Below are 26,038 nucleotides of genomic sequence, written 5' to 3' on the forward strand. Positions count from 1 at the left end.
GTGCATCTTCATGGTGCAACGGGCGGCGGCGGGGGGATCGCGGTGGCGCGAGTCAACTCAGCGCCGCGCGAGCACGACGCCCGCCAGCGCGAGCGCGAAGCCGGCGAGCTGGACGGTCGCGAGCGTTTCGCCGAACAACCAATAACCCTGCAGCGCGGCGAGCGGCGGCGCGAGGAACAGCAACGACGTCGCGCGCGCCGCGTTGCCGCGCCGCAGCATCCACATCAGCATCGTGACCGCGCCGCCGGACAGGAACACGACGCCCCACACGAGCGACATCCACAGCGCCGGCGCGCCGATCCACCGCGTTTCGTGCAGCAGCGCGACGAACACGGCCGCAACGATGGCCGCGCCGAGGTTCTGCACGGCGACGGCCGTGCGCAAGTCGTTCTGCGCGAGCCTGCCCTTCTGGTACAGCGAGCCCGCAGTGATCGAGCCGACCGACAGCACCGATACCGCGACGACGAACCACGCGGGCGCGGCGCCGGGCGCCGCCGCGACGCCGCCCGCGACCTTCGGCGCGAGCACGAGCGCGACGCCGGCGAGCCCGAGCGCCATGCCGAGCCAGCCGCGTGCGGGCAGCCGCTCGTTGAACAGCGGAACGGCGAGCACGGCGGTCGCGAGCGGTTGCAGCGCTCCGAGCAGCGCCATCACGCCCGCGTTCAGCCCTTGCGCGACGGCCCAGTAGCTGGCGCCGAGATAGATGCCTTGCAGCAGCGCGCCGGCGATCAGATGGCGCGGCCATTCCCGGCGGGCGGGCCAGGGCGCGCGCGCGGCGAGTGCCACCAGGCCGAACAGCGCGGCCGTGCCCGCGAAACGCGCGAGCAGGAACAGGTTCGGATCGGCGTAGGGCTTGATGGCCCGCGCGACGATGAAGCCGGTGGACCACAGCGCGACGAAAGCCGCGGCGACGAGCGAGGTCAGCATGCAGGGGCGGGCCGCGATGCGGCCGGACGAATCGTGAAGTCGACGAGTATCGGACGAAGCGGTGCGGCCGTCTTGTCGGATTCTGCACTCGCTCGCGGCGTGGGCGGTACGTACCCGACGCCCGCGCGGTGCCCGGTGCTGGCTGCGAGCTCGCGGCTGGGGCGGCGGACGCGCGCCACGCTTGCGTGCGTGTTTGGCTGCAAGCGGCGCGTGCGTACGTGCGGCGCCAACGGCGTGCTGGCGTGCGCGCGGCGCGGCTGGAGGCCGGCCCGACGCGCACGCTGCCGCATCAACGCATGCCGTGGCGCGCGCAACGAACCGGAGTTCAGTCGAGCGAGAACGTGTCGAGCGGCTGGTTCGCGCGCGCGTCGGTCGCGAAGCGTGCGGCGAGCTGTTCGTACAAGCGGCGCGCCTCGTCGAGCGTCAGGTCGATCCAGTACGGATCGCCGGCCCCGTCGTTGAGCCGTTCCGGCGAAAACTGGATTTCGATCACACTGCCTTTGCGATACATTGCGCGCCCCTTGATGGTCTGTCGTTCGGCGAAACGCAAAGTTTAGCAATCGCTCGCCGCACCCATTCGCGCGCATCGGGCAATACTGAATTTCGCTTTCGGGAAACGCGCGGGCCGTGGGCCGCGCGGCCGTCAAATGGCGGTCAAACGCCCGTAATACAATGATCGGCTTACCCATTACAGTCGCCTCGGGCGGATCGCGATGCTGGCGGAACAACGTCATCAATACATCCTGTCGGAGCTCGGACGATCGGGCGCGCTGTCGGTTGCCGAACTCGTGCGCTCGCTCGACGTGTCGCGCGAGACCGTGCGGCGCGACCTGAACGCGCTCGCGGCGCGCGGCCTGCTCGTGATGACGCACGGCGGCGCGCTGGCGGCCGACCGCCGCGAGCCGAGCCTGTCCGAGCGCGAAGCGGCGCACGCCGACGCGAAGCGTGCGATCGGCCGGCGCGCGGCCGAATTCGTCCCCGACGACGCGTCGGTGCTGATCGACTCGGGCAGCACGCCGCATGCGGTCGCGCTCGCACTGACCGACCGGCACCGGCTGTCGGTCTACACGAACGACTGGCGCACCGCGTTCGTGCTCGCGCGGCGCAACGGCAATCGCGTGACGCTGCTCGGCGGCGAACTGTCCGACGACGAGGATGCGACGTTCGGGCTCGATACGATCCAGCAGCTCGCGCAATACCACGTCGATTTCGCGTTCGTCGGCGCGGGCGGCATCACCGCCGACGGCGACTGCACCGACTACTCGCGGCTCGCCGCCGAAGTGCGCAGCCGGATGATCGCGGCGGCCGGCACGGCGATCATCGTCGCCGATCATTCGAAGTTCGGCCGCGTGACGCCGGTGCGGATCAACGGCACGTCGGCGGCCCGCTATCTCGTCACCGAACGCACGCCGGACAAGACCGTGCGCCGCGCGCTGACGGCCCGCGGCATCGAGCTGCTGGTGTGCGACTGACGCCGAGCCGACACACAACGTTCATCGAACGGTCATCGCGCGGGAAAAACCGCTGTCGACACTGACCCATTCACGTCGATCGGCCACGCGCCAGGAGCACTGAATGACCGTCAGCGTACGCAGCTACGTTTCCCCGACCCTCGTCCTGCTGGCCTTCGACTGGCCGGCCGCGGCGGCGCGCCGCGACTTCCTCGGCTTTGCGATCCGGCGCACGCCGGGTTTCCGGTCGGCCGATGGCAAGACGCGCGCGCCGAACAGCTGGCTGCCGAACCGGCTCACGTTCGACGGCCCGGCCGCCGACACGCAGGGCGACGCGCCGACCGATCAGGCGCCGATCCAGAAATTCATGTGGTGGGACGCACGCATCGATCCGCAGGATCGCGGTGCGTCGTTCCGCTATGACGTTTTCCCCGTCGTCGGCACGCCCGAGCAGTTGCGCGTGCTCGACGCGGAAGCCGGCACGTGCGACGTCGTGTTGCCCGCGCATATCGTCGACGGCATCGGCACGTGGTTCAACCGGGCGGTGGTGAGCTCGCAGGCATTCGCGAAGCAGGTCGCGGCGCTGGGCCTCGCGCCGGATGCGGCGCCGAGCGCGGACCAGGCGCTGAAGCTGCGTACGTGGCTTGCGAACGACATGGAGCAGGTGTTCGCCGAGATGCTCGGCCCCGCGTCGCGTGCGGTGTCGGCCGTCTATCACCTCACGGACACGCTATGGGCGCTTCCGGCGTTCGAAGCGTTCGGGCGCAAGCATGGCGCGGCGTCGCTCGCGATCGTCTATGACGCGCACACGACGGCGCGCAACGGCAAGCCGCCGCTGCCGTCGCCGAACCAGCCGGCGGTCGACGCGCTGCAAGGCCTCGCGACGCTGGCGCCGCGCGATCGCACGCACATCATGCACGACAAGTTCATCGTGACCGACGCGCCGGCGAGCGGCGCACCCGCGGCGACGCCCGCGCGCGTGCTGACCGGTTCCGCGAACTTCACGACCGAAGGACTGACGGAGCAGGCGAACGTGCTGCACGCGTTCGATTCGCCCGCGCTTGCCGCGTTGTACAACGCGCGCGCCCATGCGCTGGCCGCGAATCCGCCGATCGCGGCGACGGCGAAGCTGTCGCCGGGCTGGTCCGGGCCGCTGACGATCGGGAGCGCGCAGGTGCGTGTCGCGTTTTCGCCGGAGCCGGCCGGGCAGCGCACCGAGATCGATACGATCGTCGCCGCGATCGAGGCCGCGCGGCATTCGGTGTCGTTCTGCCTGTTCATGCCGACCGATGCGGCGTTGCGCGATGCGTGCTTCGCCGCCGGCGACCGCGGGCTGATGATGTTCGGGCTCGTGAACCGCATCAACGCCGGCAGCGCGACGAAGGCCGATGCCGCGCAGCGCGACGGCCAGTCGCTCGATGCGGCGACGCTCGCCAACCTCGAGCTTTACCATCGCCGGCGCGACCGCCGCGATGTGATCGACGCCGCGTATTTCTCGCCGGCGACGGTGCCGCACGGTTTCGAACCCGAGCTGCGCCTGTTTCCGGGTGAAGCGGCGCCGGCGTATCCGCCGGTCGTGATCCATCACAAGTTCATCGTGATCGATGCGGAAGGCGCGAACCCGATCGTCTATACGGGCTCGGCGAACATGAGCCGCAACTCGGAGCAGTACAACGACGAGAACCTGCTCGAGATCCGCGACACGCGGATCGCGGCGATCTATCTCGCGGAATTCCTGCGGCTTTACGAACACTATCGCGCGCGGGCGCTGTCGATCGAAACGAAGCGGCGTGGCGCCGGTGGGCCGCGGCAGCTTGCGCTTGCGCCGGATTCGCGCTGGGCGAAGAAGTATTACGTGGCGGGAAGTCCGGAAGAGAAGGCGCGGATCGCGCTGGCGTCGAGCGTGCCGGCGGATTCGACGGCCGCGCCCGCCCGGCGCCGGGTGGCTTGAACGGACGGGCGGCGTGCGCGCGGCTCATGCCGGTTGCACGCAGTACGGTGTCGTTCCGGGGCGTGTGGCTGACGGCGAGTTCGTCGCTCGCCAGCGGGCCTTCGGGCGGAGTGGTGCGGTGGGCTTACGCGGCGACGTAGCGCAGCACGGTGTCGGCGATCGTCTCGCGATGCCGCGCGCGCAGCCGCGGCGCCGACGGATCGCGGCCGAACGCGGCGCCGAACGTATAGCGGTTCGACACGCGGTGGAAGCAGAACGAGCTGATCAGCAGATGCAGGTCGAACGCGTCGATGTCCTTGCGGAACGCGCCGCTCGCCGCGCCGCGCTCGAGCAGTTCCTCGAGCGTCTTGATGATGCTGACGTTGCGGTTCTTGAACGACTTCAGCTGTTCGAGATACTTCGCGCCGTGGATGTTCTCGATCGACACGAGGCGGACGAAGTCGCGGTGCTTGTCGTGATAGTCGAACGTGAACTCGACGAGCCGGCGCATGCCTTCGCGCGGCTCCATGTCGCCGACGTGCAGTTCCTGCTCGAGTTCGCGGATGTCGCCGTACACCTTCTCCAGCACGGCCTCGTACAGGCCTTCCTTGCTTTCGAAGTAGTAGTAGAGCATCCGCTTCGTCGTGTTGGTCCGCTCGGCGATCGCGTCGACGCGCGCGCCGGCGAGGCCCATCGCGGAAAATTCCTGCGTGGCGACGTCGAGGATGTTGCGCTTGGTTTGCTCGGGATCGTATTTGCGCCGCGCATCGGTCGCAAGCGCGCGGCTTTCGGACGTGGCGGCCTTGCTTCCAGCTTTCATGTGACTTTGTTGTGGGTTCGCGGCGGCATGGAGAAATCATTCTAGCATGCAGGAAATCGCCGCCCGGCCGACCTGACGCTCTAATCGGCCGCGCGATTTCCGCGGTCGCCGCCGACGTTCAGCGCCGGTACGACGCGAGCGCGTCGCGGGCCTGGTACGCGGTGTACGTGAGCTGCGCGGCGGCGAGGCCCGCCAGCCCGAACGTGCGCGTGAGCCCGAACGCGGCGAAGCCTTGCGGCACGGGCCGTTCGCCGGCCAGCGCGGCCGCGAGCGCTTCGCCGGCGACGGTGGTCGGCGCCATCCCGTGGCCGCCGAACGCGATCGCATGCCACACGCCGTCCGCGTCGCGGCCGATCTGCGGCATCTTGTGCCGCGCATAGCTCATCAGCCCGCCCCATGCGTAGTCGACGTTCACGCCGTCGAGCTGCGGATACACGCGCAGCAGGTCGCGCCGCAGCAGCCGCGCGATCGCGTCGGGGCCGCGGTCGAGCACTGAGATCCGGCCGCCCCACAGAATGCGCGTGTCCTTCAGCGGACGGTAGTAGTCGAACGCGAAGCGCGTGTCGTAGATCGCGTACGGCGCGTCGATCGCGTCGGGCAGCCGCGTGCCGAGCGGCTCGGTCGCGATCACGTAGGTCGCGATCGGCAGCACCGCGCGCTCGATGCGCGGCGACACGCCGCGCGCATAGCCGCCGCCGGCGAACACGACGTCCTTCGCGCGTACCGTGCCGTGCGCGGTGCGCACCACGTAGCCGGCGCCTTCGCGCGCGGTGCCGAGCGCGGCCGAGCGTTCGTACACGCGTGCGCCGCCGCGCGACGCGGCGGCCGCGACGCCGAGCACGTATTTCAGCGGATGAAAGTGGAACGCGTTCGGCTCGAACAGGCCGCCGTAATAGCGCTGCGTCTTCAGCCGGGCGCGCAGCGCGTCCGTCGCGACCGGCTCCCAGTCGACGTTGAATTCCTGCTTCATCAGCGTGCGCACGCCGTCGAGCCGCGACGGATCATCGAACCAGTTCGCGAGCATCACGCCTTCGTCGACGATGTCGCAGTCGATTCCGTAGCGGGCGATCCGCGCGCGGATCAGGTCGACCGCATCGACCGTCAGGCGGTACAGCCGCCGGCCTTCGTCGCGGCCGAGCGTGCGCAGCAGATCCGCGTTGTCGAGGCTGTAGCCGCCGAACACGAAGCCGCCGTTGCGGCCCGACGCGCCGAAGCCGACCCGCTCGCCGTCGAGCACGACGACGTCACGCACGCCGCGCTCGACCAGGCCGAGCGCCGTGCACAGGCCGGCGAGGCCGCCGCCGACGATGCAGACCTGCGTGTCGATCGTGCCGCTCAGTTGCGGATAAGGTTGGCGGGTAACGGTGGCTTCGTAGAAGTTCTGCATGCGTGTTCGGTGACTCGTAACGGCGGAAAACGGGCGGCGTGCGTCGATCTTGCCTGAACGCGCGCGCCGCGTCGAATCGGGCATTCGGCGCAGCGGCCGCCGACGTCGAGCGGCGGCCGGCGCACGCCGGGCGTCAGGCGCCCGGCGTCGGGTTGACAGGGGCCGCGACGTAGGCCGGATAGCCGGCGCCGGCCTGTTCGGTGGTGCCGGGCGTCGCATTGCGCTCGATCCACGGCGCGATTTCCATGTCCTCGTAACGCACCAGCCGGCATTTGCGCACCAGCGCGTAGCCGAGCCAGATCGCGACGAAGAACGGCAGGCCGATGTAGGTCGCGGCGATGCCGGCCCAGTCGATCTTGTCCGCGAGGAACGCCTGGTAGTCCTGGCCGAGCGCGACGATCGCGCACAGCGCAAACGCGAACAGCGGGCCGAACGGGAACCACTTCGCACGGTACGGCAACTGGTCGAGCCGGTAGCCTTGCTTCAGGAAGCCCTTGCGGAACCGGTAGTGGCTGATCGCGATGCCCAGCCACGTGATGAAGCCGGCCATCCCCGATGTGTTCAGCAGCCACAGGTACACCGTCTTGTCGCCGTACAGCGACGTGAGGAAGCACAGCGCGCCGACGGCGGTCGTCGCATACAGCGCGTTGCGCGGCACGCCGCCCGGCGACAGCTTCGCGAACAGTTTGGGCGCGCGGCCTTCGACGGCGAGGTTGTAGAGCATCCGCGTCGACGCGTACATGCCCGAATTGCCCGCCGACAGCACGGCCGTCAGGATCACCGCGTTCATCACGCCGGCCGCGAACGCGAGGCCCGCATGGCGGAACACGAGCGTGAACGGGCTCACGCCGATATCGGTCACGTCGCTCTTCAGCAGGCTCGGGTCGGTGTACGGAATCAGCACGCCGATCACGAAGATCGCGAGCACGTAGAACAGCAGGATCCGCCAGAAGATCTGGCTCACCGCGCGCGGGATCGTCGTGCGCGGATTTTCCGATTCGCCGGCTGCGACGCCGATCATTTCGGTGCCCTGGAACGAGAAGCCCGCGATCATCGCGACGCCGAGCATGGTCGCCCAGCCGCCCGCGAACGGCGCGTCGCCGATCGTGAAGTTGCCCCAGCCCGCGCTCGGGCCGCCCTGCATGATCCCGAAGATCATCAGCAGGCCGACGCCGACGAACGCGAGCACCGTCAGCACCTTGATCAGCGCGAACCAGTATTCGGCTTCGCCGAACCCGCGCACCGACAGCGCGTTGAGCGCGAAGATCAGCACGAGGAAGATCGCGCTCCACCAGACGCCCGGCACGTGCGGAAACCAGTAGTGCATCACGAGCTGCGCGGCGACGAGTTCGACCGCGAGCGTCACGGCCCAGCTGTACCAGTAGTTCCAGCCGAGCGCGAAGCCGAAGCCTTCGTCGACGAACTTTGCGCCGTAGGTCGCGAACGAGCCCGACACCGGCATGAACGCGGCCATTTCGCCGAGGCTCGTCATCAGGAAGTACACCATCAGGCCGATCAGCATGTACGCAAGCATCGCGCCGCCGGGGCCGGCCTGCGAGATCGACGCGCCGGACGCGACGAACAGGCCCGTGCCGATCGAGCCGCCGATCGCGATCATCCGCAGATGGCGCGCCTGCAGGCTGCGGTGGAGGGACGGCTTCGCGGGCGGCGGGCCGGACGGACGGGGCGAGTCGGGGCGGGCATCTGAATGCATGGCGGGTGCTGGGCGCTGTCTCCGGGATTGTTTTTTGGCTGCGAAGGGTGACGCATCGCCGGCCGCCGGCCGCGCAGCGGCGCGGGGCTGGATCCGGCTCGCGCCTGCTCTGGCCGGGCCGCGACGCGCGTCGCCTTCGCCTGTCGTCCGGCCGCCGTTCGGCGGCCGTCGGCGCGCCGGGTGCGGTGCACCTCGACGCCGCCCCGATTGTGTGTGTGCGCCGCACGTGCGGCAAACGATATTTCCGCACAGGGTGATGCAACTTTGTCATCAACTGACGGCGCCGCACATGCGGCCGGGCCACCCGGCTGCGGGCTTGAGACGCGTCATATGGCGATGCCGAAACAGGCGTGTTTGTCCTGCCCGGTTGTTGCGTTTTCGGAATGAAGTCGTGAGTTAATATCAATAGCGGCCGGGCTTGTGGCCACCGACAATGTGTCTCATGGATCGTCCCTCGCGAGGCTGGGGCGCGCCGTCCGGCCGGGGTTCCGGCGGGACGCCGCGCGATGCGCCGTGCGGCGCACCAGGCCTGCCGCGCGGTGTATCCGCTTGCACAGGGCGCGCGAACGCGCTCCAATCGAATCACGCGGGCGGCGCTGCCGCCGCACCGATCAATCTGTCCCTGAAGAGGAAGTGATGCAATTCAACGACATTCTTGCTGCGCTCGACATCGATCTCGCCCAGTGGAAAGGCAATGCGCTGACCGCGCGTTCGCCGCTCGACGGCGCGACGCTCGCGACGCTGGCGGTCGATTCGCCCGCGGACGCCGAGCGCAAGATCGACGCCGCACACGAAGCGTTCCTCAAGTGGCGCACGGTGCCGGCGCCGGTGCGCGGCGAACTCGTGCGCGTGTTCGGCAACGTGCTGCGCGAGCACAAGGCCGAGCTCGGCCGCCTCGTCACGCTCGAAGCCGGCAAGATCACGTCGGAGGGCCTCGGCGAAGTGCAGGAAATGATCGACATCTGCGATTTCGCGGTCGGCCTGTCGCGTCAGCTGTACGGCCTGACGATCGCGTCCGAGCGCCCGGGCCACCGGATGATGGAGACGTGGCACCCGATTGGCGTGTGCGGCGTGATCTCGGCGTTCAATTTCCCGGTCGCGGTGTGGGCGTGGAACGCGGCGCTCGCGTTCGTGTGCGGCGATCCGGTCGTGTGGAAGCCGTCGGAAAAGACGCCGCTCACCGCGATCGCATGCCACCAGTTGCTCGCCAAGGCGTTGCGCGAATTCGACAACACGCATCCGGGCGTCGCGCCGGAAGGCCTGCATCAGCTGGTGCTCGGCATGCGCGACGTCGGCGAGGTGCTGACGTCGTCGAAGAAGGTGCCGGTCGTCAGCGCGACGGGCAGCGTGCGGATGGGCCAGGAAGTCGCGAAGGTGCTGAGCCAGCGTCTCGCGCGCGGCATCCTCGAGCTCGGCGGCAACAACGGGATGATCGTCGCGCCGAGCGCCGACCTCGATCTCGTCGTGCGCGCCGTCACGTTCGCGGCGGTCGGCACGGCCGGCCAGCGCTGCACGACGCTGCGCCGCCTCATCGTGCATCGCAGCATCGTCGATCAGCTGCTGCCGCGCATCGAGAAGGCCTATGCGTCGGTGAAGGTCGGCAGCCCGCTCGAGGAAGGCACGCTCGTCGGCCCGCTGGTCGATCGCGCGTCGTTCGACGCGATGCAGAAGGCGCTGGCCGATGCGCGCGAGCAGGGCGGCGAAGTGAAGGGCGGCGAGCGCGTCGACGTCGGTCACGCGGACGCGTACTACGTGCGTCCGGCCATCGTGCGGATGCCGAAGCAGTCGGCGGTGGTCGAGCGCGAGACGTTCGCGCCGATCCTGTACGTGATGGTCTACGACAACTTCGACGATGCGATCGAGGTGCACAACGCGGTGCCGCAAGGCCTGTCGTCGGCGATCTTCACGAACGACATGCGCGAGGCCGAGCAATTCATGTCGGCGGCGGGTAGCGACTGCGGGATCGTCAACGTGAACATCGGCACGAGCGGCGCGGAAATCGGCGGCGCGTTCGGCGGCGAGAAGGAAACGGGCGGCGGTCGCGAGTCGGGTTCGGATGCGTGGAAGGCGTATATGCGCCGTGCGACGAATACGATCAACTACAGCCGGCAGCTGCCGCTGGCGCAGGGGGTGAAGTTCGACGTGTAATGGTGCGCGCGCCCTGCGGGCGCTTGACAGTCGAATGAACAGGGCCGGTTGCCGCGGAAGCGGTGACCGGCCCTTGTCGTTTTCGGCAATGAGCGGTGGCGCGACGCGACGCTGGATAGCAAGCGCGCCCGCTGATCACGCGCTCACGATTCGTGCCGCGCTGCGCCGTCGCCCGCCGGCATGTTCTGCACGACCAGCACCTGCGGCGTCGACAGCGTGATCTTCGCCGCGCGCAACTGCTTCAGGATCTCGAACAGCAGATCGCTCTTCGTCGAGCTTGCAATCCGCGGGCTCGACACGTAGCCGGTCACGCTGAGCGTGATCCCGTCCGGCGCAAGCTGGCTGAACGTGACCGACGGCGCCGGCTTGTCGAGAATCGCCGGATGTTCGCGGTACGCGTCGAGCAGCAGGTCGCGCACCTGCTCGGGGTCGGTATTCAGCGGGAACGTCAGCATCAGCGTCGCGACGCCCTGCGTGCTGTTGCCCATCGTCACGTTGCGCACGTTCTGCGAGATCAGCTGCGAGTTCGGCACGATCACGGTCGAGCGGTCGCTGAGCTGGATCTCGGTCGCGCGCACATTGATCCGGCGGATGTCGCCTTCGACGCCCGCGATGCTGACCATGTCGCCGACCTTCACCGGCCGCTCGGTCAGCAGGATCAGCCCCGACACGAAGTTCTTCACGATCTCCTGCAGGCCGAAACCGATACCGACCGACAGCGCGCTGACGATCCACGCGAGGTTGCTCCACTTGACGCCGAGCAACCCCAGCGTCATCAGCACGAGCAGCACGTAGCCGACGTTGGTGAACAGCGTGATCAGCGACACGCGCATGCCCGCGTCCATGCCGAGCGCCGGCATGAACTCGCCGTCGAGCCAGCGGCGCACCGAGCGCAGCAGGTAGAAGCCGATCGCGAACCCGATCACCGCGTTCAGGATCCGGTCGGGCATGATGTTCAGGCTTTGCAGCCGCTGGCCGCCGATCATCGCGATCGCGCTGTCGAGCAGGTCGCTCGGCGTCGTGCCGAAACCGCCCGTCAGCAGCGCAATGGCCGCGACCAGCATCAGCAGGCTCGTGCCGAGGCCCGACACGACGGTGTGCGCCTGCTCGAGATGCCGATCGTCGAGCGCGAACAGGTGCTTGATCTGCTTGCCGGTCGACAGGTTCGCGGAGAACAGGCTCTCGCTCGCGTCGCGCGTCAGCTGCGTCAGGATGTAGACGCTGCACAGCACGATTTCGAACCACACGAGCTCGTACGTGATGAAGCGCGCAACCGTGATGTAGCCGATCAGCAGCGCGGCCAGCGACACGACGATCGCGAGCGTGACGCCGGCGTGGATCAGCCCCGCGAGCGTCGAACGGTCCTCGGGCGCCTCGCCGGATGCGGCAAGCGCGCTGCGCACGCGATTCGCGCGCAGGATCGACGCGCCGACGGTCAGCGCGACGACGAGCGACACGATGCCGCGGCCGAACAGCGTGACGGACAGGCTGGTGTCGACGATCCGGTTGATCGATTCGAGCGTGCCGGACATCAGCAGCAGCGCCGCGAGCACGCCGGGGAACGGCTTCATCGCGAGCGCGACGGGATCGGCGAGCGCGGGCAGCCGCCACGACGGATGCTTCGTGCAGAGCAGCGCGCGGCCGAGACCGGCGATCAGCGCGCACGTCACCGCGAGCTTCGCGAACTGGTCCCACAGGTCGGTCATCGACGGCGTGAGCTCGTAGTGGCGGGCCAGCGCGAGATACAGGATCTGGACGGCGACCGCGGTGGCCAGCAGCGTCGCGAGCGCGGTCGACAGCGCAAGCGCGCTGCGTCGCAGCCGGGTCGGCGGCAGGCGGTTCAGGCACACCCATGCGAGCCCGCGTTCGACGATGCGGCGGCCGCCGAGCCACGCGGCGAGCGCGGCGATCAGCAGCAGCGTGGTGATCGCGCGCTGGCCGGGCGTCCACGACGAGCGCAGCATGTCGCGCAGTTCGTCGTTGAAGTCGTCGAGCCGCTGGACGTCGTCCGGCGACAGATGGAACAGCGGCAGCCAGAACTGCGCGCCGAAGATGCTGCCCGAACGGAATGCGAGCTGGTTCCTGAGCAGGCTGCGGTGCAATTTCGCGAACTGGTCGTTCAGGTTCGCGAGGTTCGCCTTCTGGTCGACGGCCTGCTTCAGCGCCGCGTCGATCTGCGCCTTGCGCGCGTTCAGCGCCGCCCGCTGCTGCGCGACCGCGGGCGTTTCCGGCGACGCGCCGGGCGCCGGCGGCGGCCCGAGCACGTCGAGCTGCGCCTGCACCTGCGTGCGCTGCGGCACGAGCTGGCTCTGCAGCTTGTCGACGTCGGCGCTCAGTTCCTGCGTCGCGTCGCCGAGTTCGTCGAGCTCCTTGCTGTTGGTCGCGGTCGACGTCTGCTGCTTGATGCGGTCCTGTTGCACCTGCATCTGCTTGAGCTGCGCGACCGCGTCGCTCAGCGAAATGGTCGGCACCGGGACGCCGACGCCGCTCGCGCCCGGCGCGGACGCTGCCGAAGGGAACGCGGACGCGGTCGCGACCGCCGCGAACTGCAGCAGCGCGAACAGCGCGATCCGGCGTGCGTACGTGGAGAGTCGTTGTATGGACATGGAATGCTTACGTTTTGCCGACGATGCCGAATGCTGAAAGGCACCCGGAAGCCGGGAGTTGGCCCGGTAGCATGTTACCGGGGTGCGGCGCCGGCGGTCGTGCCGATCGGGGGGCGCGGGCGTTGCGCGCCGGATGGGCTTTCTGTGTGCCGCAAGGCCGCCGCGCGCCCATGGCGGCGGGGCCGAGCCGGTTCCGCGCACGGTCGTTGAGCCCGATTTCACGACGCCGGCATTCCTTGCGACACCGACAGACGGTTACGCAATTTACATATTGTCCAACGCGAAAACGCGGTGCCGGAACCGGTTCGCGACGCCACGCGGGTGGTGCGGCGTGCCGGTACAATGCAGCGAATCATCCGACGGCGGGCCGCTCACCCGCCGCACAACGACACACGACACGATCAGGAGACACGACCAAGATGGTCTCAACGGACAGCCTTCCCGACACAGCCGCCTCGTCCTCTTCCATCGACCCCGGCTCGATTTCGGCGCGCCTCGACCGCCTGCCGCCGACCCGCAGCGTCTGGAAGCTCGTCGTGCTGCTGAGCCTCGGCTTCTTCTTCGAACTCTACGATCTGCTGTACAGCGGCTACATCGCGCCCGGCCTCGTGAAAGGCGGGATCCTGTCGGCGACGACGCACGGGCTGTTCGGCACCACGGGCGTCGCGAGCTTCATCGCCGCGCTGTTCTCGGGCCTCTTCATCGGCACGATCGCATGCGGCTTTCTCGCGGACCGCTTCGGCCGCCGCGCGATCTTCACGTGGTCGCTGCTGTGGTACACGGCCGCCAACGTCGTGATGGCGTTTCAGGACACGGCGGGCGGGCTGAACTTCTGGCGCTTCGTCGTCGGTCTCGGGCTCGGCGTCGAGATGGTCACGATCGGCACGTACATCTCCGAGCTCGTGCCGAAGCAGATTCGCGGCCGCGCGTTCGCGTGCGAGCAGGCGGTCGGCTTCGTCGCGGTGCCGGTGGTCGCGTTCCTCGCATATCTGCTCGTGCCGCACGCGCCGTTCGGCCTGGACGGCTGGCGCTGGGTCGTGCTGATCGGCGCGCACGGCGCGCTGTTCGTGTGGTGGATTCGCCGCGAGCTGCCGGAAAGCCCGCGCTGGCTCGCGCAGCAGGGCCGCGTCGACGAAGCGGACCGCATCATGCGCGCGCTGGAGGCGAAGGTCGAAGCCGAATACGGCAAGCCGCTGCCGCCGCCCGCGCCGGCCGAACCGGTGCCGCCGCGCGGCAGCTTCCGCGACATGTGGGTGCCGCCGTATCGCAGCCGCACGATCATGATGACGATCTTCAACGTGTTCCAGACGGTCGGCTTCTACGGCTTCGCGAACTGGGTGCCGACATTGCTGATCAAGCAGGGCATCACGATCACGTCGAGCCTGATGTATTCGAGCGTGATCGCGCTCGCGGCGCCGCTCGGCCCGCTGATCGGCCTCGTGATCGCCGACCGCTTCGAGCGCAAGTCGGTGATCGTCGCGATGGCGGCGGCGATCGTCGTCTGCGGGCTGTCGTTCAGCCAGACGACGATCGGCGCGTTCCTGATCGTGCTCGGCATCGGCCTCACGCTCGCGAGCAACATCATGTCGTACAGCTTCCATGCGTACCAGGCCGAACTGTTCCCGACGTCGATCCGCGCGCGCGCGGTGGGCTTCGTCTATTCGTGGAGCCGCTTCTCGGCGATCTTCTCGTCGTTCGTGATCGCGGCCGTGCTGAAAGGCTTCGGCACGTTGGGCGTGTTCGCGTTCATCGCCGGCGCGATGGTCGTCGTGATGGCAGCGATCGGGTTCATGGGGCCGCGCACGAAGGGCATCGCGCTCGAAACCATTTCGAAGTAGGCGGCGGACGCTAGCGCGCTCGAATGTCGCGTGTGGCGCACGAGCGTGGCCGTCAATCGCGGACGCAGCAGCGTGCGATGCGGCGGCGTAACCGGCAACGAATTGAAACAAAGCGTGACCAAGCGCAAAACCCGCGCAAAACGGAGGGTTCGCCCCTGCGGACGCGTGTTCGCACGGGTAGAATGAAAGACCTGACGACTCATTAGCCGCCATCGGGCCGGACGCGTTGCATGCGCGAACGGTTCCACCGCGAAGAGGCGTCGGCGCCGGATGCACAGGATGGGTCCGGCGTGTCGATGGCTCGCGCGGAAAGCGTGCTGTCGCCGCGTGCGGCAGCCGGTTCGGCCGATGGCCTCGATCGCATGATACTTTCCGCCCTCGCGCGGCGGTTGTCCCAGCCGCGTTGCCGTACCTTCGCAGTCGCTTCCGTGTGGCTCGCTGCCGCCCTCCCGATTCTCATGCTCGTCGAGCGGCCCGCGCTGGCCGCGTCCGGCGCATCGTCATCCGTTGCTACGCCATCCTCATCAACTGCGTCGGCCGTGCGTCCGGGTTCGGCCGCGCATGCGTCGGCAGCGACACCATCGTCCGCAGCATCCGCCGTGCATCATGCGTCGTCCGTGAGCGACGCATCGGCGGCTTCCGCGGCGTCCGCTGCATCGCCGGCGTCAGCGGCATCGGCAGCATCGCCCGCATCGCCTGCGTCGGCGGCCTCCGGGACGCCGGCGAGCGAAGCCGAAGCCGCCGCACCGACGCCGCCGCGCAGGCATCCGCCGCTGTCGGCCGACGAAGCGAAAGACGCCACCGCGCGCGCGATCGGCATGCGCGAGCGCTTCACGCGGGAAGTTACGCGGCGCCTGAACGTGCCCGCGAGCGAACAGCGCGCATACGGCGAGCGTCTTCAGAAGGCGCTCGACGACGCGAACCTCGGCGACCTCGCCGGCGAATACGTCGTGATGGTCGATCGCGCGCCGAACGTGCAGGCGCTGTTCATCTACTTCCGGGCGACGCCGAAGAATGCGTGGCTGATGATCGGCGCGTCGCCGGTCGCCACCGGCTGGCCGGGCCAGTACGATCATTTCCTGACGCCGCTCGGCGTGTTCCACCATTCGCCCGACCATATGGACTTCCGCGCGGAAGGCACGACCAACGACAACGGGATTCGCGGCTACGGCCAGCGCGACATGCGCATCTACGACTTCGGCTGGGTGGACGGCGAGCGCGGCTGGGGCAAGGGCGGCAAGTCGCCGATGCGCTTCCAGATGCACGCGACCGATCCCGACCACCTCGAACCGCTGCTCGGCATCCGGCACTCGAAGGGCTGCGTGCGCATCCCGGCTTCGCTGAACACGTTCCTCGACCGCCACGGCATCCTCGACGACGACTACCAGGCGCGCGTCGAGGCCGGCAAGTCGCTGTGGGTGCTGCGCCACGATCGCGACATCACACCGATCGCCGGCCGCTACCTGGTCGTGATCGACAGCGAACGCAAGACGCGTCCGGCATGGTCGCCGGCGCCGGGCCGAAACGCATGGTCGAAACTGCCGAAGAACGGCGACACGGCGGACTGACGAACGGCTGGTCCGCCGCCTCGGAAGGCCGGCGGATGAGAATAAATCCGTTTTATTGACGCATAAGAAAAGCAAACTTTTATTATCCGATCGCGGTTCGTATAGTCGAGGCCAGTTCGCGGAATCTTGCCGCGCCCGGATCCTCACCGACGATACGACCGCATGAAAACTCTCCACAAGCTCGCGCCGCTCGCGATGCTCGGCGCCTTCGCGACCCATGCCTGCGCGCAAAGCAGCATCACGCTGTACGGTCTGATCTCGGCCGGTGTCGGGTACGCGACCAACCAGGGCGGCAAGAACGCGTGGCAGGCGCTGTCCGGCACGAACCAGAACCCGCGCTGGGGGCTGAAGGGCAAGGAGGATCTCGGCCAGGGACTGTCGGCGATCTTCCAGCTCGAAAACGGCTTCAACGTGATGACGGGCACGGCCGCGCAGAACGGCCGCGAGTTCGGGCGCATGGCGTACGTCGGGCTCGCCGATCGCACCTATGGCTCGCTGACGTTCGGCCGTCAATACGACGCGATCCACGATTACATCGGGCCGGTGATCATCGCGAGCAACGGCGTGAACATCGGCGACAACGACAACGGCTACAACGACATCCGCGTGCAGAACTCGGTGAAGTACGTGAGCCCCGTCTACTACGGCCTGAAGTTCACGGCGCTGTACGGCTTCAGCAACGCGACCGGCTTCGCGAACAACAGCGCGTACAGCTTCGGCCTCGGCTACGAGCGCGGCCCGCTGCGCTGGAGCGCGGTGTACGCGCAGTACAACCATCCGTACAGCAGCACGAATCCCGACGGCGCGATCGCGAACGACTATGCGTCGCCGCTGCTGATCTTCGCGAAGAGCGCGACGTCGCCGGCGGTGTTCGCGAGCCGGCAGCGGATCGCGGGCACGGGCGGCTTCTACACGATCGGCCGCGCGCAGTTCGCGGCGATGTTCACCGACGTGCGCTACGATTACCTCGACCATTCGCACCTGCACCTGCAGAACGTCGGCGTGAACGTCGTCTACACGATGACGCCGCAGCTCTTTCTCGGCGCCGCGTATGCGTTCACGAACGGCAGGTACGACGTGATCGACAAGCGGCCGAAATGGCACCAGGTGAACCTGCAGGCCGACTATTTCCTGTCGAAACGCACCGACGTCGCGCTGACGGTGATCGCGCAGCAGGCGGCCGGCGACGCGGACCACGCGCAGATCTTCGCGTACGCGCGCTCGACCGGCACGCGCCAGATGATGGCGACGCTCGGCATCCGCCACGTGTTCTGAGAACCCGACCATGACCCATCCGATCGCCTCCCGCCGCACGTTCCTGAAACTGTCCGCCGCGCTGGCCGGCACCGCGCTGCTGCCCGAAACGGGCGCGTTCGCGGCCGGCGGCGACGCCGCGCGCCGCACCGTCATCATCGATACGGACCCCGGCCAGGACGACGCGATCGCGATCCTGTTCGCGCTGGGCGCGCAGGACCGCCTCGACGTGCGTGCGCTGACCACGGTGGCCGGCAACGTGCCGCTCGAGCTGACCGAGCGCAATGCGCGGATCATCCGCGACTGGGCCGGCCGCACGACGACGTTGCCCGTCCATGCGGGCTGTCCGCGTCCGCTCGTGCGCGAGCTCGTGACGGCCGCGAACGTGCACGGCAAGACCGGCCTCGAAGGCGTCACGCTGCACGAGCCGCGCGCGCCGCTCGCGGCCGGTCATGCGGTGTCGTACCTCGTCGATACGCTGGGCCGTGCCGCGCCGAACAGCGTGACGCTGTGCGCGCTCGGGCCGCTGACGAACGTCGCGACCGCGCTGGTGGAAGCGCCGCAGGTTCGCGGCGCGCTGCGCGAGATCGTGCTGATGGGCGGCGCGTTCTTCGAGCGCGGCAACATCACGCCGGCTGCCGAGTTCAACATCTACGTCGATCCGCAGGCGGCGGAAGTCGTGTTCGGCAGCGGCGTGCCGATCGTCGTGCTGCCGCGCGACGTCGCGGTGAAGGCGCCGATCACGCCGGCACGCGTCGCGCCGTTGCGCGCGCTCGGCAACCGCTGCGGCGCGATCGTCGCGGACATCATGGAAGCGGAGCTCGCGTACAACAGGAAGCGGCGCGGCGTCGACGACGCGCCGATGTACGACCCGACCGTGGTCGGCTATCTCGTCGATCCGACGCTGTTCAACGGACGCAAGGTCAACGTGATGGTCGAGACGGCCGGGCAGTGGACGCTCGGCGAGACGGTCGTCGACTGGAACGGGCGCAGCGGCCGGATGGCGAACGCGACGTGGATCAACGAGGTCGATGCGGACCGTTTCTACGCGACGCTCACCGAGCGTATCGCGAAGCTGCCGTGAGCGGCGCGACGTGCGCAGCTGCGTGCGGCGCGACACGCGGCGCGGCGGCCCGGATCAGATGCGCTTCGCGATCCATTCGCGGCACGTGCGCACGTGCGGGCCGCGGTCGTCGGCCGCGAGCGAAATCAGCGAAATCGCGCGCGTGACGCGCGGCTTCTCGACGCGCAGCGCGACGAGTTCGGGATCGTGCAGATGCATCGTGTAGAGGCTCGGCAGCACGGCGGTCGCAAGACCGTTGCGCGCGAGCGCGTACAGCGGCTCCGTGTATTCCATCCGGTACGCGACGTTCAGACGCAGCTTCTCGGCGCCGCCCGTGCGATGCAGCGACTCGCTGACGCTGCCGCGCACGAACACGGCGAGCTCGCGATCGACCAGCTTCGCCCACGTGACGCTCTTCGCGCCCGCGAGCGGATCGTCGTGCCGCACGACGATCACGATTTCGTCCTCGAAGAGTTGCCGGTAGCGCAGCGTGCCGTCGTCGCCGTCTGGTTCGCGCACGCCGATGCCGAGATCCGCGACGCCGTCGCGCACCGCTTCGACGAGTGCGCTGTTCGGCAAGTCCGTCAGCGTGAAGCGCAGCGCCGGATGCGTGCCGCGCAGCGCGTTGAGCGCAGGCAGCAGGCGACCCGCGACCGACGGGATGAACGCGATCCGCACCGTCTGGATGCGTTCGCCGATGAGCCGCGTCATGTCGTCGAAGGTGCCGCGCGCCTGGTTCAGCAGACGCTCGGCGAGCGGCAGCACGGCTTCGCCCGCGGAAGTCAGCGTGAGCCGGTGCGCGCTGCGCGCGAACAGGCGCCCGCCGAGCAGGAACTCGATCTGGCGGATCGACGCGGTGAGCGCTGGCTGCGTGAGCGACAGCGCCTGTGCGGCCTGCGTGAAGCTGCGCGCATGCGCAAGGACAACGAAGTGCTGGACCTGCCGCAACGTGAGTGCGGGTAGCAGCGACGAGCGATCGGACGACATCGGAACGGTACGGTCGGGAGGCGGTACGCGGCAGTATAAGACCGCGTTGCGCGAACCGGCACAGGACAATATTCGGAATCACAGGAGAACCACCATGTCAGCGACTGACACGATGCCGGCGCGCACGCCGGCCAACTGGCTCGAACGGCGCTTCGCGCTCGCCGCGCGCGGCACGAGCGTGCGCACCGAGGCGATCGCCGGCGTCACGTCGTTTCTCGCGGCGGCCTACCTGCTCGTCGTGATTCCTTCGTTGCTCGCGACGGGCGGGATGGAGCGCGGCGCGGCGACGACCGCGACGATCGTCGTGTTCGTGCTGTTCACCACGCTGATGGGGCTTTACGCGAACCTGCCGTTCCTGGTCGGCCCCGGCATCGGCGGCTCGGTGATCATCGGCGTGACGCTCGCGACGACGGAGCACGTCGGCTGGCAGACGGGCCTCGGCATCGCGTGCGTATCGGGCGTGCTGTTTTTCCTGCTGACGATCTTCGGCGCGCGCGGCGTCGTGATGCGGTTGATTCCGGTGCAGATCAAGCTCGGCCTCGGCGCGTCGATCGGCCTGTTCGTGACGATGCTCGGGCTGCGCAACGCGGGGATGGTCGTCGCGAACGCGAAGACCAACGCGTTCGCGCTCGGCGATTTCTCGCGGCCGGGCGCGCTGGTCGCGCTGATCGGCCTCGCGGTCGCGATCGCGCTGCAGGCGCGCAAGGTGCCCGGCGCGATCCTGATCGCGATTCTCGTCGCGGCCGCCGCCGGCGTGCCGCTCGGCGTCACGCACCTGCCGGCGTCGTTCGTGTCGCTGCCGCACGGCATCGCGCCGATCGCGTTCAAGCTCGACATCGGCAGCGCGTTGACCGTCGCCGCCGCGCCGTACCTGTTCGCGTTCTTCGCGGCGGAATTCTTCTCGACGCTCGGCACCGCGCTCGCGGTCGGCGCGAAAGCGAACCTGCTCGACGGCCAGGGGAACCTGCCGAACATCAACCGGCCGTTCCTGGTCGATTCGCTCGCCGCGACGCTCGGCCCCGTGTTCGGCATTCCCGCATTGACCGCGCTGATCGAATCGGCGGCGGGCGTGGAAGCCGGCGGGCGCAGCGGGCTGTCGTCGCTGGCCGCGGCCGTCCTGTTTGCCGCGATGCTGCTGTTCGTGCCGGTCGCGCTCGCGATCCCGAAGGAGGCGACCGCGCCGGCGCTGATCCTGATCGGACTGTCCATGTTCGCGACCATCCGCCATACGCATTTCGACGACTTCACCGATGCACTGCCCGTGATGTCGATGGTGCTGCTCACGCTGATGTCGAACAGCTTCGGCACCGGCATCGCGGGCGGGCTACTGTGCTACGTGCTCGTCAAGCTGCTGGCCGGCCGCCGGCGCGACGTGTCGTGGGGCCTCGTCGTGCTCGCGCTGCCGCTCGGCTACTACTTCTGGACCGTCGTGAAGCCGCACTGACGGGCGGCCTCGACGACGCATCGGCAACACCGCAAAGAAAGAGACTGAAATGAACGGAACACCAGGCAACGTCCCGGCCGCGCGCACGGGCATCGACATCACGCCCGCGCATCGGGCCTTCTTCCGTGCGCTGCCGAAGGTCGAGCTGCATTGCCACCTGCTCGGCGCGGTGCGGCACGACACGTTCGTCGCGCTCGCGGAGCGCAGCCTCGCGCCGATCGGGCGCGCGGAGATCGACGCGTTCTATGCGCGCGGCGAGAAGCCGGTCGGCGTGCTGCACGTGCTGCGCGCGCTCGACCGGTATCTGCTCACGCGGCCCGACGATTTGCATCGGATCGCGTACGAGTATCTCGAGGATGCGGCCGCGCACAACGTCCGGCATGCGGAATTCTTCTGGAATCCGACGGGAACCGTGCGCGTGTCGGGCATTCCGTATGCGGATGCGCAGGCCGCGATCGTGACGGCGATTCGCGATGCGGCACGCGATTTCGGGATCGGTGCGCGCCTGATTCCGAGCATCGACCGCGAGCAGGATCCGGACGAAGCGGTCGCGATCGTCGAATGGATGAAGGCGAATCGTGCGGACGAAGTCGCGGGGCTCGGGATCGACTATCGCGAGAACGATCGTCCGCCGGAGCTGTTCTGGAAGGCGTATCGCGATGCACGCGCGGCCGGGTTCCGCACGACCGCACATGCAGGCGAGTTCGGGATGCCGTGGCGCAACGTCGAGACGGTGGTCGACCTGCTGCACGTCGATCGCGTCGATCACGGCTACACGATCGTCGACAACCCCGAGCTGTGCACACGCTACGCGGAGCGCGGGATCGTCTTCACCGTCGTGCCGACGAATTCGTACTACCTGCGCACGCTGCCGCCGGAGCAATGGGCGGAACTGCATCCGATGCGCAAGATGCCGGGCCTCGGGCTGAAGATCCATCCGAACACCGACGACCCGACGCTGCACAAGGTGAATCCGTCGGAGGCGTGGGAGCTGATGTTCAGCCACTTCGGCTTCGGCATCGCCGACCTGAAGCAATTCATGCTGAACGGGATCGACGGCGCGTGGATCGATGAGGCGACGAAGGCCGCATGGCGTGCGGCGTGGGTGGCTGAATACGACGCGCTGGCCGCCACGCTCGCTGCGAGCTGAGCGCGCAATCAGCGGAAAATCCTCAGCCAGTCGAACAAGCCCGAATGCTGTGCACGGCGCCTGGGCGCTGGCGCGGGCCCGCTGCGCGGCCGGAAGTCCGGCGAGAACTGCGCATGCGGATCGATCACGCGCGCACGCAGCGCCGCCTCGTAGAACGACCCGACGATCGGCAGCGCGCTGTGCGCGCCCGCGCCCCAGTAGTCGCTGCGCAGCGTCACGCTGCCGTCGTCGAAGCCGACCCACGCGCCCGCCACCAGTTGCGGATGCATCAGGATGAACCAGCCGTCCGTGTTGTCCTGCGTCGTGCCGGTCTTGCCGGCGACGTCGATGCGGATTCCGTAGCGCGCGCGGATGTCGGCGCCCGTCCCGTAATCGACGACGCTGCGCATCGTATCGGCGAGCGTCTGCGCCGCGGCCTCCGGCAGCGCGCGTTCGGGCGGCGCGCTGCCGAACGCGGCGAGCACCTTGCCGTCGCGATCCTCGATGCGCGTGATCATCTGCGGCGCGACGTACACGCCGCGGTTCGCGATCGTCCCGTACGCGGCCACCATCTCCTTCAGCGTGACCGGACTCGTGCCGAGCGCGAGCGACGGCACCGCGTCGAGCGGGCTGTCGCGCACGCCCATCGCGCGCGCGAGCTGCGCGACCTTCGCCGCACCTTCGCGCTGCATCACCTGCGCGGTGATGCGGTTGCGCGACAGCGCGAGCCCGTCGCGCAGCGTCATAGGCGCGTCCGTCGGCGGCTCGGCGTCGCTCGGCCGCCACACCGCGTGTGCGCCGATCGGAATCGCGACGGGGCGATCGACGAACGTATCGCCTGGCCGCATCCCGTCCGCGAACGCGGCGCCATAGACGAACGGCTTGAATGTCGAGCCCGGCTGCCGCCGCGCCTGCACGACGTGATCGAACGGCTCGCTGCCGAAGTCCGGGCTGCCGACCCACGCGCGGATCGCGCCGTTGCGCGGATCGATCGCGACGAAGCCGGCCTGCACCTGCGTCTTGCGCTCGCACAGCGCGCGCATGAACGTGCGATTCGCGCCGAGCTGCTTCAGCGCGGCCGCGTCGGCGAGGCCCGCGTCGCGCGCCGCGCGATAGTCGGGCGTCTGCCGGATGAAGCCGCGAAACAGGTCGTTGCGCAGCCCGCAGCCGGACGGGCCGCGCCACGCGGTGTCGGCGATCGCCTGCAGGCGGTCGGCCTGCTGCGTGAGCGCTTGCGTCGCCATGTCCTGCAACCGCGCGTCGAGCGTCGTGCGCACGACGAGGCCGTCGGAATAGAGATCGTAGTTGTTGCGGTCGGCCCACGCGATCAGCCACTTGCGCAGCTGCACCGCGAAATGCGGCGCGGGGCCCGGCTGCGCGGTCTGCGGCTCGAAATCGACGCGCAGCGGCCGGCGCTGCAGTTGCGCGAGCTGCCGCGGCGACAGCATGCCCATCGCGGCCATCCGGCCGAGCACGATGTTGCGGCGCTGGACTGCGCGCTCGGGGTTCAGTACCGGGTTGTAGTAGCTGTTGCCCTTCAGCATCCCGACGAGCGTCGCGCTTTCGACGATGTCGAGCTGATCGGCCGATTTACCGAAATAGGTGCGCGCGGCCATCTCGACGCCGTACGCGTTGTACAGGAACGGCACCGTGTTCAGGTAGGTCTCGAGGATCTGGTCCTTGCTGTAGACAGCCTCGATCTTCAGCGCGGTGATCGCCTCCTTCAGCTTGCGAGTGAGCGTCGGCGCGCGGCCGACTTCGTCCGGGTACAGGTTGCGCGCGAGCTGCTGCGTGATCGTCGAGCCGCCCTGGCGGTCGCCCGAGAACGTATGGAGCGCGGCCGACGCCGTGCGCTTCCAGTCGAGCCCGTGATGCTCGTAGAAGCGATGGTCCTCGGTCGCGATCAGCGCATCGACCATGTGCGGCGAAATCTGCTTGAGCGGCACCCATTCGCGGTTCACCGGCCGGAACTCGGCGATCAGCTGGCCGTCGGCGGACAGCACGCGCGCGGGGCGATCGATGCGCGCCTTGCGGATGTCGCCGATGCTCGGCGTGAGCGGAACGAACGCGAGCAGCACGAGCAGGCCGAGCACCGGGATTGCGGCGAACGTCAGCACGACGCCGCGGCGCGTCGGATGGCGCACGTGCTGCCACGCGGCGGCGCCGAGCACGCGAGCGCGGCCACGGCAGCGAAGCCACAGATTGCGGACGAACGGCACGAAGCGATTCACGGCGGCGAGAGCGGGAGCGGAAAAGGCGCGATCCTAGCAAACCGGCCGGCGTCGGCTGTGACTAAAAGGCCGGTTTCCTTGCAGGATTTACAGACGATTACGTTTGTTGCCCGCGGACAATCTTTGCGCGCACGCGCCGCGTGCGATTCATCGGATCAATGGCCGCCGGCCGCTTCGCCGACCACATCGGCGAGCCGCTGCGCGGCCGCCTCCATTCGCGCGCGGTCGAACCCGCCGAAGCCGAGCACGAGGCCCGGTCGTGCGGTGCCCGGCGCGAACATCGGCGACACCGCGCGCACCGCGACGCCGGCCTGCGCGGCGCGGGCCGCCACGTCGAGATCGTCGAGTCGTTGCGCGAGCCACAACACGACGTGCATGCCCTGGTCGCCCGGCTGGACCCACGCGAGCTCGCGGGGCAATCGCGCATGCAGCGTGTCGATCAGTAGCGCGCGCTGTTCCGCGTAGACGCCGCGCACGCGGCGAATGTGGCGATCGAGATGACCTTCGGCGATGAACGCGGCGAGCACGTGCTGATCGGCGGTCGGCGCGTGGCGATCCATCAGCACGCGCGCGCCGCAGAACGCCGGCACGAGATCGTCGGGCGCGATCACGTAGCCGAGCCGCAGCGACGGAAACAGGATCTTGCTGAACGTGCCGAGATAGACGACGCGATCGGGATCGAGCCCTTGCAGCGACGGAAACGGATAGCCTTCGTAACGCAGCTCGCTGTCGTAATCGTCTTCGACGACCCACGCGCGATGCGTGCGCGCCCAGCCGAGCAGCGCGTTGCGCCGCGCCATGCTCATCGGCATGCCGAGCGGGTACTGATGCGACGGCGTGACGAATGCCACGCGCGCGTCCGGCGCGGCGCGGATGCCGGCGTCGACGTCGATGCCGTCCGCGTCCACCGGCACGCGCACCATCGCATCGCGCCGCCCGGTGCTCTCGAGCAGCGCGGTGATGCCGCGATAGGCGGGATTCTCGACCCACGCGCGATCGCCCGCGCCGAGCAGCACCTGGCTCGCGAGATGCAGCCCTTGCTGCGTGCCGCTCGTGATCACGATCTGGTCGGCGCTGCAACGCACCGAGCGCGACCGGCGCACGTAATCGGCGATCGCTTCGCGCAGCGGCAATGCGCCTTGCGGATCCGCATAGCCGGACGGCGCGCCGGCGCCGCGCGCGCGCAGGCGATTGCCGAGCCGGCGCCAGATGTCGTCGGGCGCGGTGAGTCCGGCCGGCACCGAGATCGCGAACGGCGCGGCCGGCAATGGCCGGAATTCGCGCGCGATCCGCGCGAACGTCGCGGCCGGCTCGGGAAGGCCGGTGGGCGCGGCGTGGGCGGCGTGAGCGCTGCTTGGGCGCGCGGCAGGAGGGTCGCCAGCGGGCGCCGGCTCGGCCAGCGCGTTCGCGACGCGCGTGCCGGCGCCGCCGCGCGCTTCGAGAAAGCCTTCGGCGACGAGCTGCGCATACGCGTCCACGACGGTGCCGCGTGCGACCTGCAGCGCCGCCGCGAGCAGCCGCGTGGACGGCAGCGCGTCGCC

Annotated in this window: 18 protein-coding genes; 9 read left to right on the plus strand and 9 right to left on the minus strand. The window is 68.9% G+C overall.

Going from position 1 to position 26,038, the window contains the following annotated elements; translation table 11 throughout:
* Positions 1–57 precede the first annotated feature (57 nt).
* Together BSE24067_RS28875 and BSE24067_RS28880 are read right to left on the minus strand one after the other, a co-directional pair.
* Positions 58–927 carry a DMT family transporter gene (locus tag BSE24067_RS28875; RefSeq protein WP_151065684.1) on the minus strand — a complete coding sequence of 290 codons (870 nt, stop codon included), beginning with the start codon at positions 925–927 and terminating at the stop codon, positions 58–60.
* 325 nt (positions 928–1,252) lie between these two features.
* Positions 1,253–1,438, minus strand: a complete 186-nt coding sequence (locus BSE24067_RS28880) for a hypothetical protein (RefSeq protein WP_014898378.1) — start codon at positions 1,436–1,438, stop codon at positions 1,253–1,255.
* Between the two features lie 202 nt (positions 1,439–1,640).
* On the opposite strand from BSE24067_RS28880, the gene BSE24067_RS28885 reads away from it, so the two are divergent.
* Positions 1,641–2,399: a DeoR/GlpR family DNA-binding transcription regulator gene (locus BSE24067_RS28885; RefSeq protein WP_151065685.1), complete on the plus strand. Its 759-nt coding sequence runs from the start codon at positions 1,641–1,643 to the stop codon at positions 2,397–2,399.
* Positions 2,400–2,502: 103 nt separating this feature from the next.
* Positions 2,503–4,329 carry a phospholipase D-like domain-containing protein gene (locus tag BSE24067_RS28890; protein ID WP_151065686.1) on the plus strand — a complete coding sequence of 609 codons (1,827 nt, stop codon included), beginning with the start codon at positions 2,503–2,505 and terminating at the stop codon, positions 4,327–4,329.
* A gap of 124 nt (positions 4,330–4,453) precedes the next feature.
* Here the strand turns inward: BSE24067_RS28890 and BSE24067_RS28895 are convergent, their stop codons facing one another.
* From BSE24067_RS28895 to BSE24067_RS28905, 3 genes are all read right to left on the minus strand, one after another.
* Positions 4,454–5,128 carry a TetR/AcrR family transcriptional regulator gene (locus BSE24067_RS28895; RefSeq protein WP_151065687.1) on the minus strand — a complete coding sequence of 225 codons (675 nt, stop codon included), beginning with the start codon at positions 5,126–5,128 and terminating at the stop codon, positions 4,454–4,456.
* Between the two features lie 118 nt (positions 5,129–5,246).
* Positions 5,247–6,515 carry an NAD(P)/FAD-dependent oxidoreductase gene (locus BSE24067_RS28900; RefSeq protein WP_151065688.1) on the minus strand — a complete coding sequence of 423 codons (1,269 nt, stop codon included), beginning with the start codon at positions 6,513–6,515 and terminating at the stop codon, positions 5,247–5,249.
* Positions 6,516–6,648: 133 nt separating this feature from the next.
* Complete coding sequence (locus BSE24067_RS28905; protein WP_151065689.1) at positions 6,649–8,229, minus strand: amino acid permease; 1,581 nt, start codon at positions 8,227–8,229, stop codon at positions 6,649–6,651.
* Positions 8,230–8,865: 636 nt separating this feature from the next.
* Between BSE24067_RS28905 and amaB the strand changes: the two genes are divergently transcribed.
* A complete protein-coding gene (amaB, locus tag BSE24067_RS28910) occupies positions 8,866–10,377 on the plus strand; it encodes an L-piperidine-6-carboxylate dehydrogenase (RefSeq protein ID WP_151065690.1) in 1,512 nt (503 codons plus the stop codon).
* Between the two features lie 143 nt (positions 10,378–10,520).
* Here amaB and BSE24067_RS28915 read toward each other — a convergent pair whose 3' ends face one another.
* Positions 10,521–12,983, minus strand: coding sequence for a DUF3772 domain-containing protein (locus BSE24067_RS28915; protein ID WP_151065691.1), 2,463 nt, complete (start codon positions 12,981–12,983; stop codon positions 10,521–10,523).
* Positions 12,984–13,402: 419 nt separating this feature from the next.
* On the opposite strand from BSE24067_RS28915, the gene BSE24067_RS28920 reads away from it, so the two are divergent.
* The 4 genes from BSE24067_RS28920 to BSE24067_RS28935 all read left to right on the plus strand — a co-directional run bounded on the left by BSE24067_RS28920 (position 13,403) and on the right by BSE24067_RS28935 (position 18,727).
* Positions 13,403–14,821 (plus strand): MFS transporter, encoded by a 1,419-nt coding sequence (locus tag BSE24067_RS28920; protein WP_151065693.1) that lies wholly within the window; start codon positions 13,403–13,405, stop codon positions 14,819–14,821.
* A gap of 617 nt (positions 14,822–15,438) precedes the next feature.
* Positions 15,439–16,389, plus strand: a complete 951-nt coding sequence (locus BSE24067_RS28925; RefSeq protein WP_420883499.1) for a hypothetical protein — start codon at positions 15,439–15,441, stop codon at positions 16,387–16,389.
* A 162-nt stretch (positions 16,390–16,551) separates the two neighbouring features.
* Positions 16,552–17,664: a porin gene (locus tag BSE24067_RS28930; protein WP_151065694.1), complete on the plus strand. Its 1,113-nt coding sequence runs from the start codon at positions 16,552–16,554 to the stop codon at positions 17,662–17,664.
* 10 nt (positions 17,665–17,674) lie between these two features.
* Positions 17,675–18,727 (plus strand): nucleoside hydrolase, encoded by a 1,053-nt coding sequence (locus BSE24067_RS28935; protein WP_151065695.1) that lies wholly within the window; start codon positions 17,675–17,677, stop codon positions 18,725–18,727.
* A gap of 54 nt (positions 18,728–18,781) precedes the next feature.
* On the opposite strand, the gene BSE24067_RS28940 is transcribed toward BSE24067_RS28935, so the two are convergent.
* Complete coding sequence (locus BSE24067_RS28940) at positions 18,782–19,693, minus strand: LysR family transcriptional regulator (RefSeq protein WP_151065696.1); 912 nt, start codon at positions 19,691–19,693, stop codon at positions 18,782–18,784.
* A gap of 94 nt (positions 19,694–19,787) precedes the next feature.
* Between BSE24067_RS28940 and BSE24067_RS28945 the strand changes: the two genes are divergently transcribed.
* Both BSE24067_RS28945 and BSE24067_RS28950 read left to right on the plus strand, forming a co-directional pair.
* The gene (locus BSE24067_RS28945; RefSeq protein WP_151065697.1) at positions 19,788–21,137 is read left to right on the plus strand and encodes an NCS2 family permease; all 1,350 of its coding nucleotides are present in this window, start codon (positions 19,788–19,790) and stop codon (positions 21,135–21,137) included.
* Between the two features lie 49 nt (positions 21,138–21,186).
* Positions 21,187–22,287: an adenosine deaminase family protein gene (locus BSE24067_RS28950; RefSeq protein ID WP_151065698.1), complete on the plus strand. Its 1,101-nt coding sequence runs from the start codon at positions 21,187–21,189 to the stop codon at positions 22,285–22,287.
* 8 nt (positions 22,288–22,295) lie between these two features.
* Here the strand turns inward: BSE24067_RS28950 and BSE24067_RS28955 are convergent, their stop codons facing one another.
* Both BSE24067_RS28955 and pdxR read right to left on the minus strand, forming a co-directional pair.
* The gene (locus BSE24067_RS28955; RefSeq protein WP_151065699.1) at positions 22,296–24,497 is read right to left on the minus strand and encodes a penicillin-binding protein 1A; all 2,202 of its coding nucleotides are present in this window, start codon (positions 24,495–24,497) and stop codon (positions 22,296–22,298) included.
* 155 nt (positions 24,498–24,652) lie between these two features.
* A partial coding sequence (gene pdxR, locus BSE24067_RS28960) for a MocR-like pyridoxine biosynthesis transcription factor PdxR (RefSeq protein WP_174904939.1) occupies positions 24,653–26,038 on the minus strand: 1,386 nt, incomplete at its 5' end.

Source organism: Burkholderia latens (genome assembly GCF_902499045.1).
GTDB classification, from domain to species: Bacteria; Pseudomonadota; Gammaproteobacteria; order Burkholderiales; family Burkholderiaceae; genus Burkholderia; species Burkholderia latens.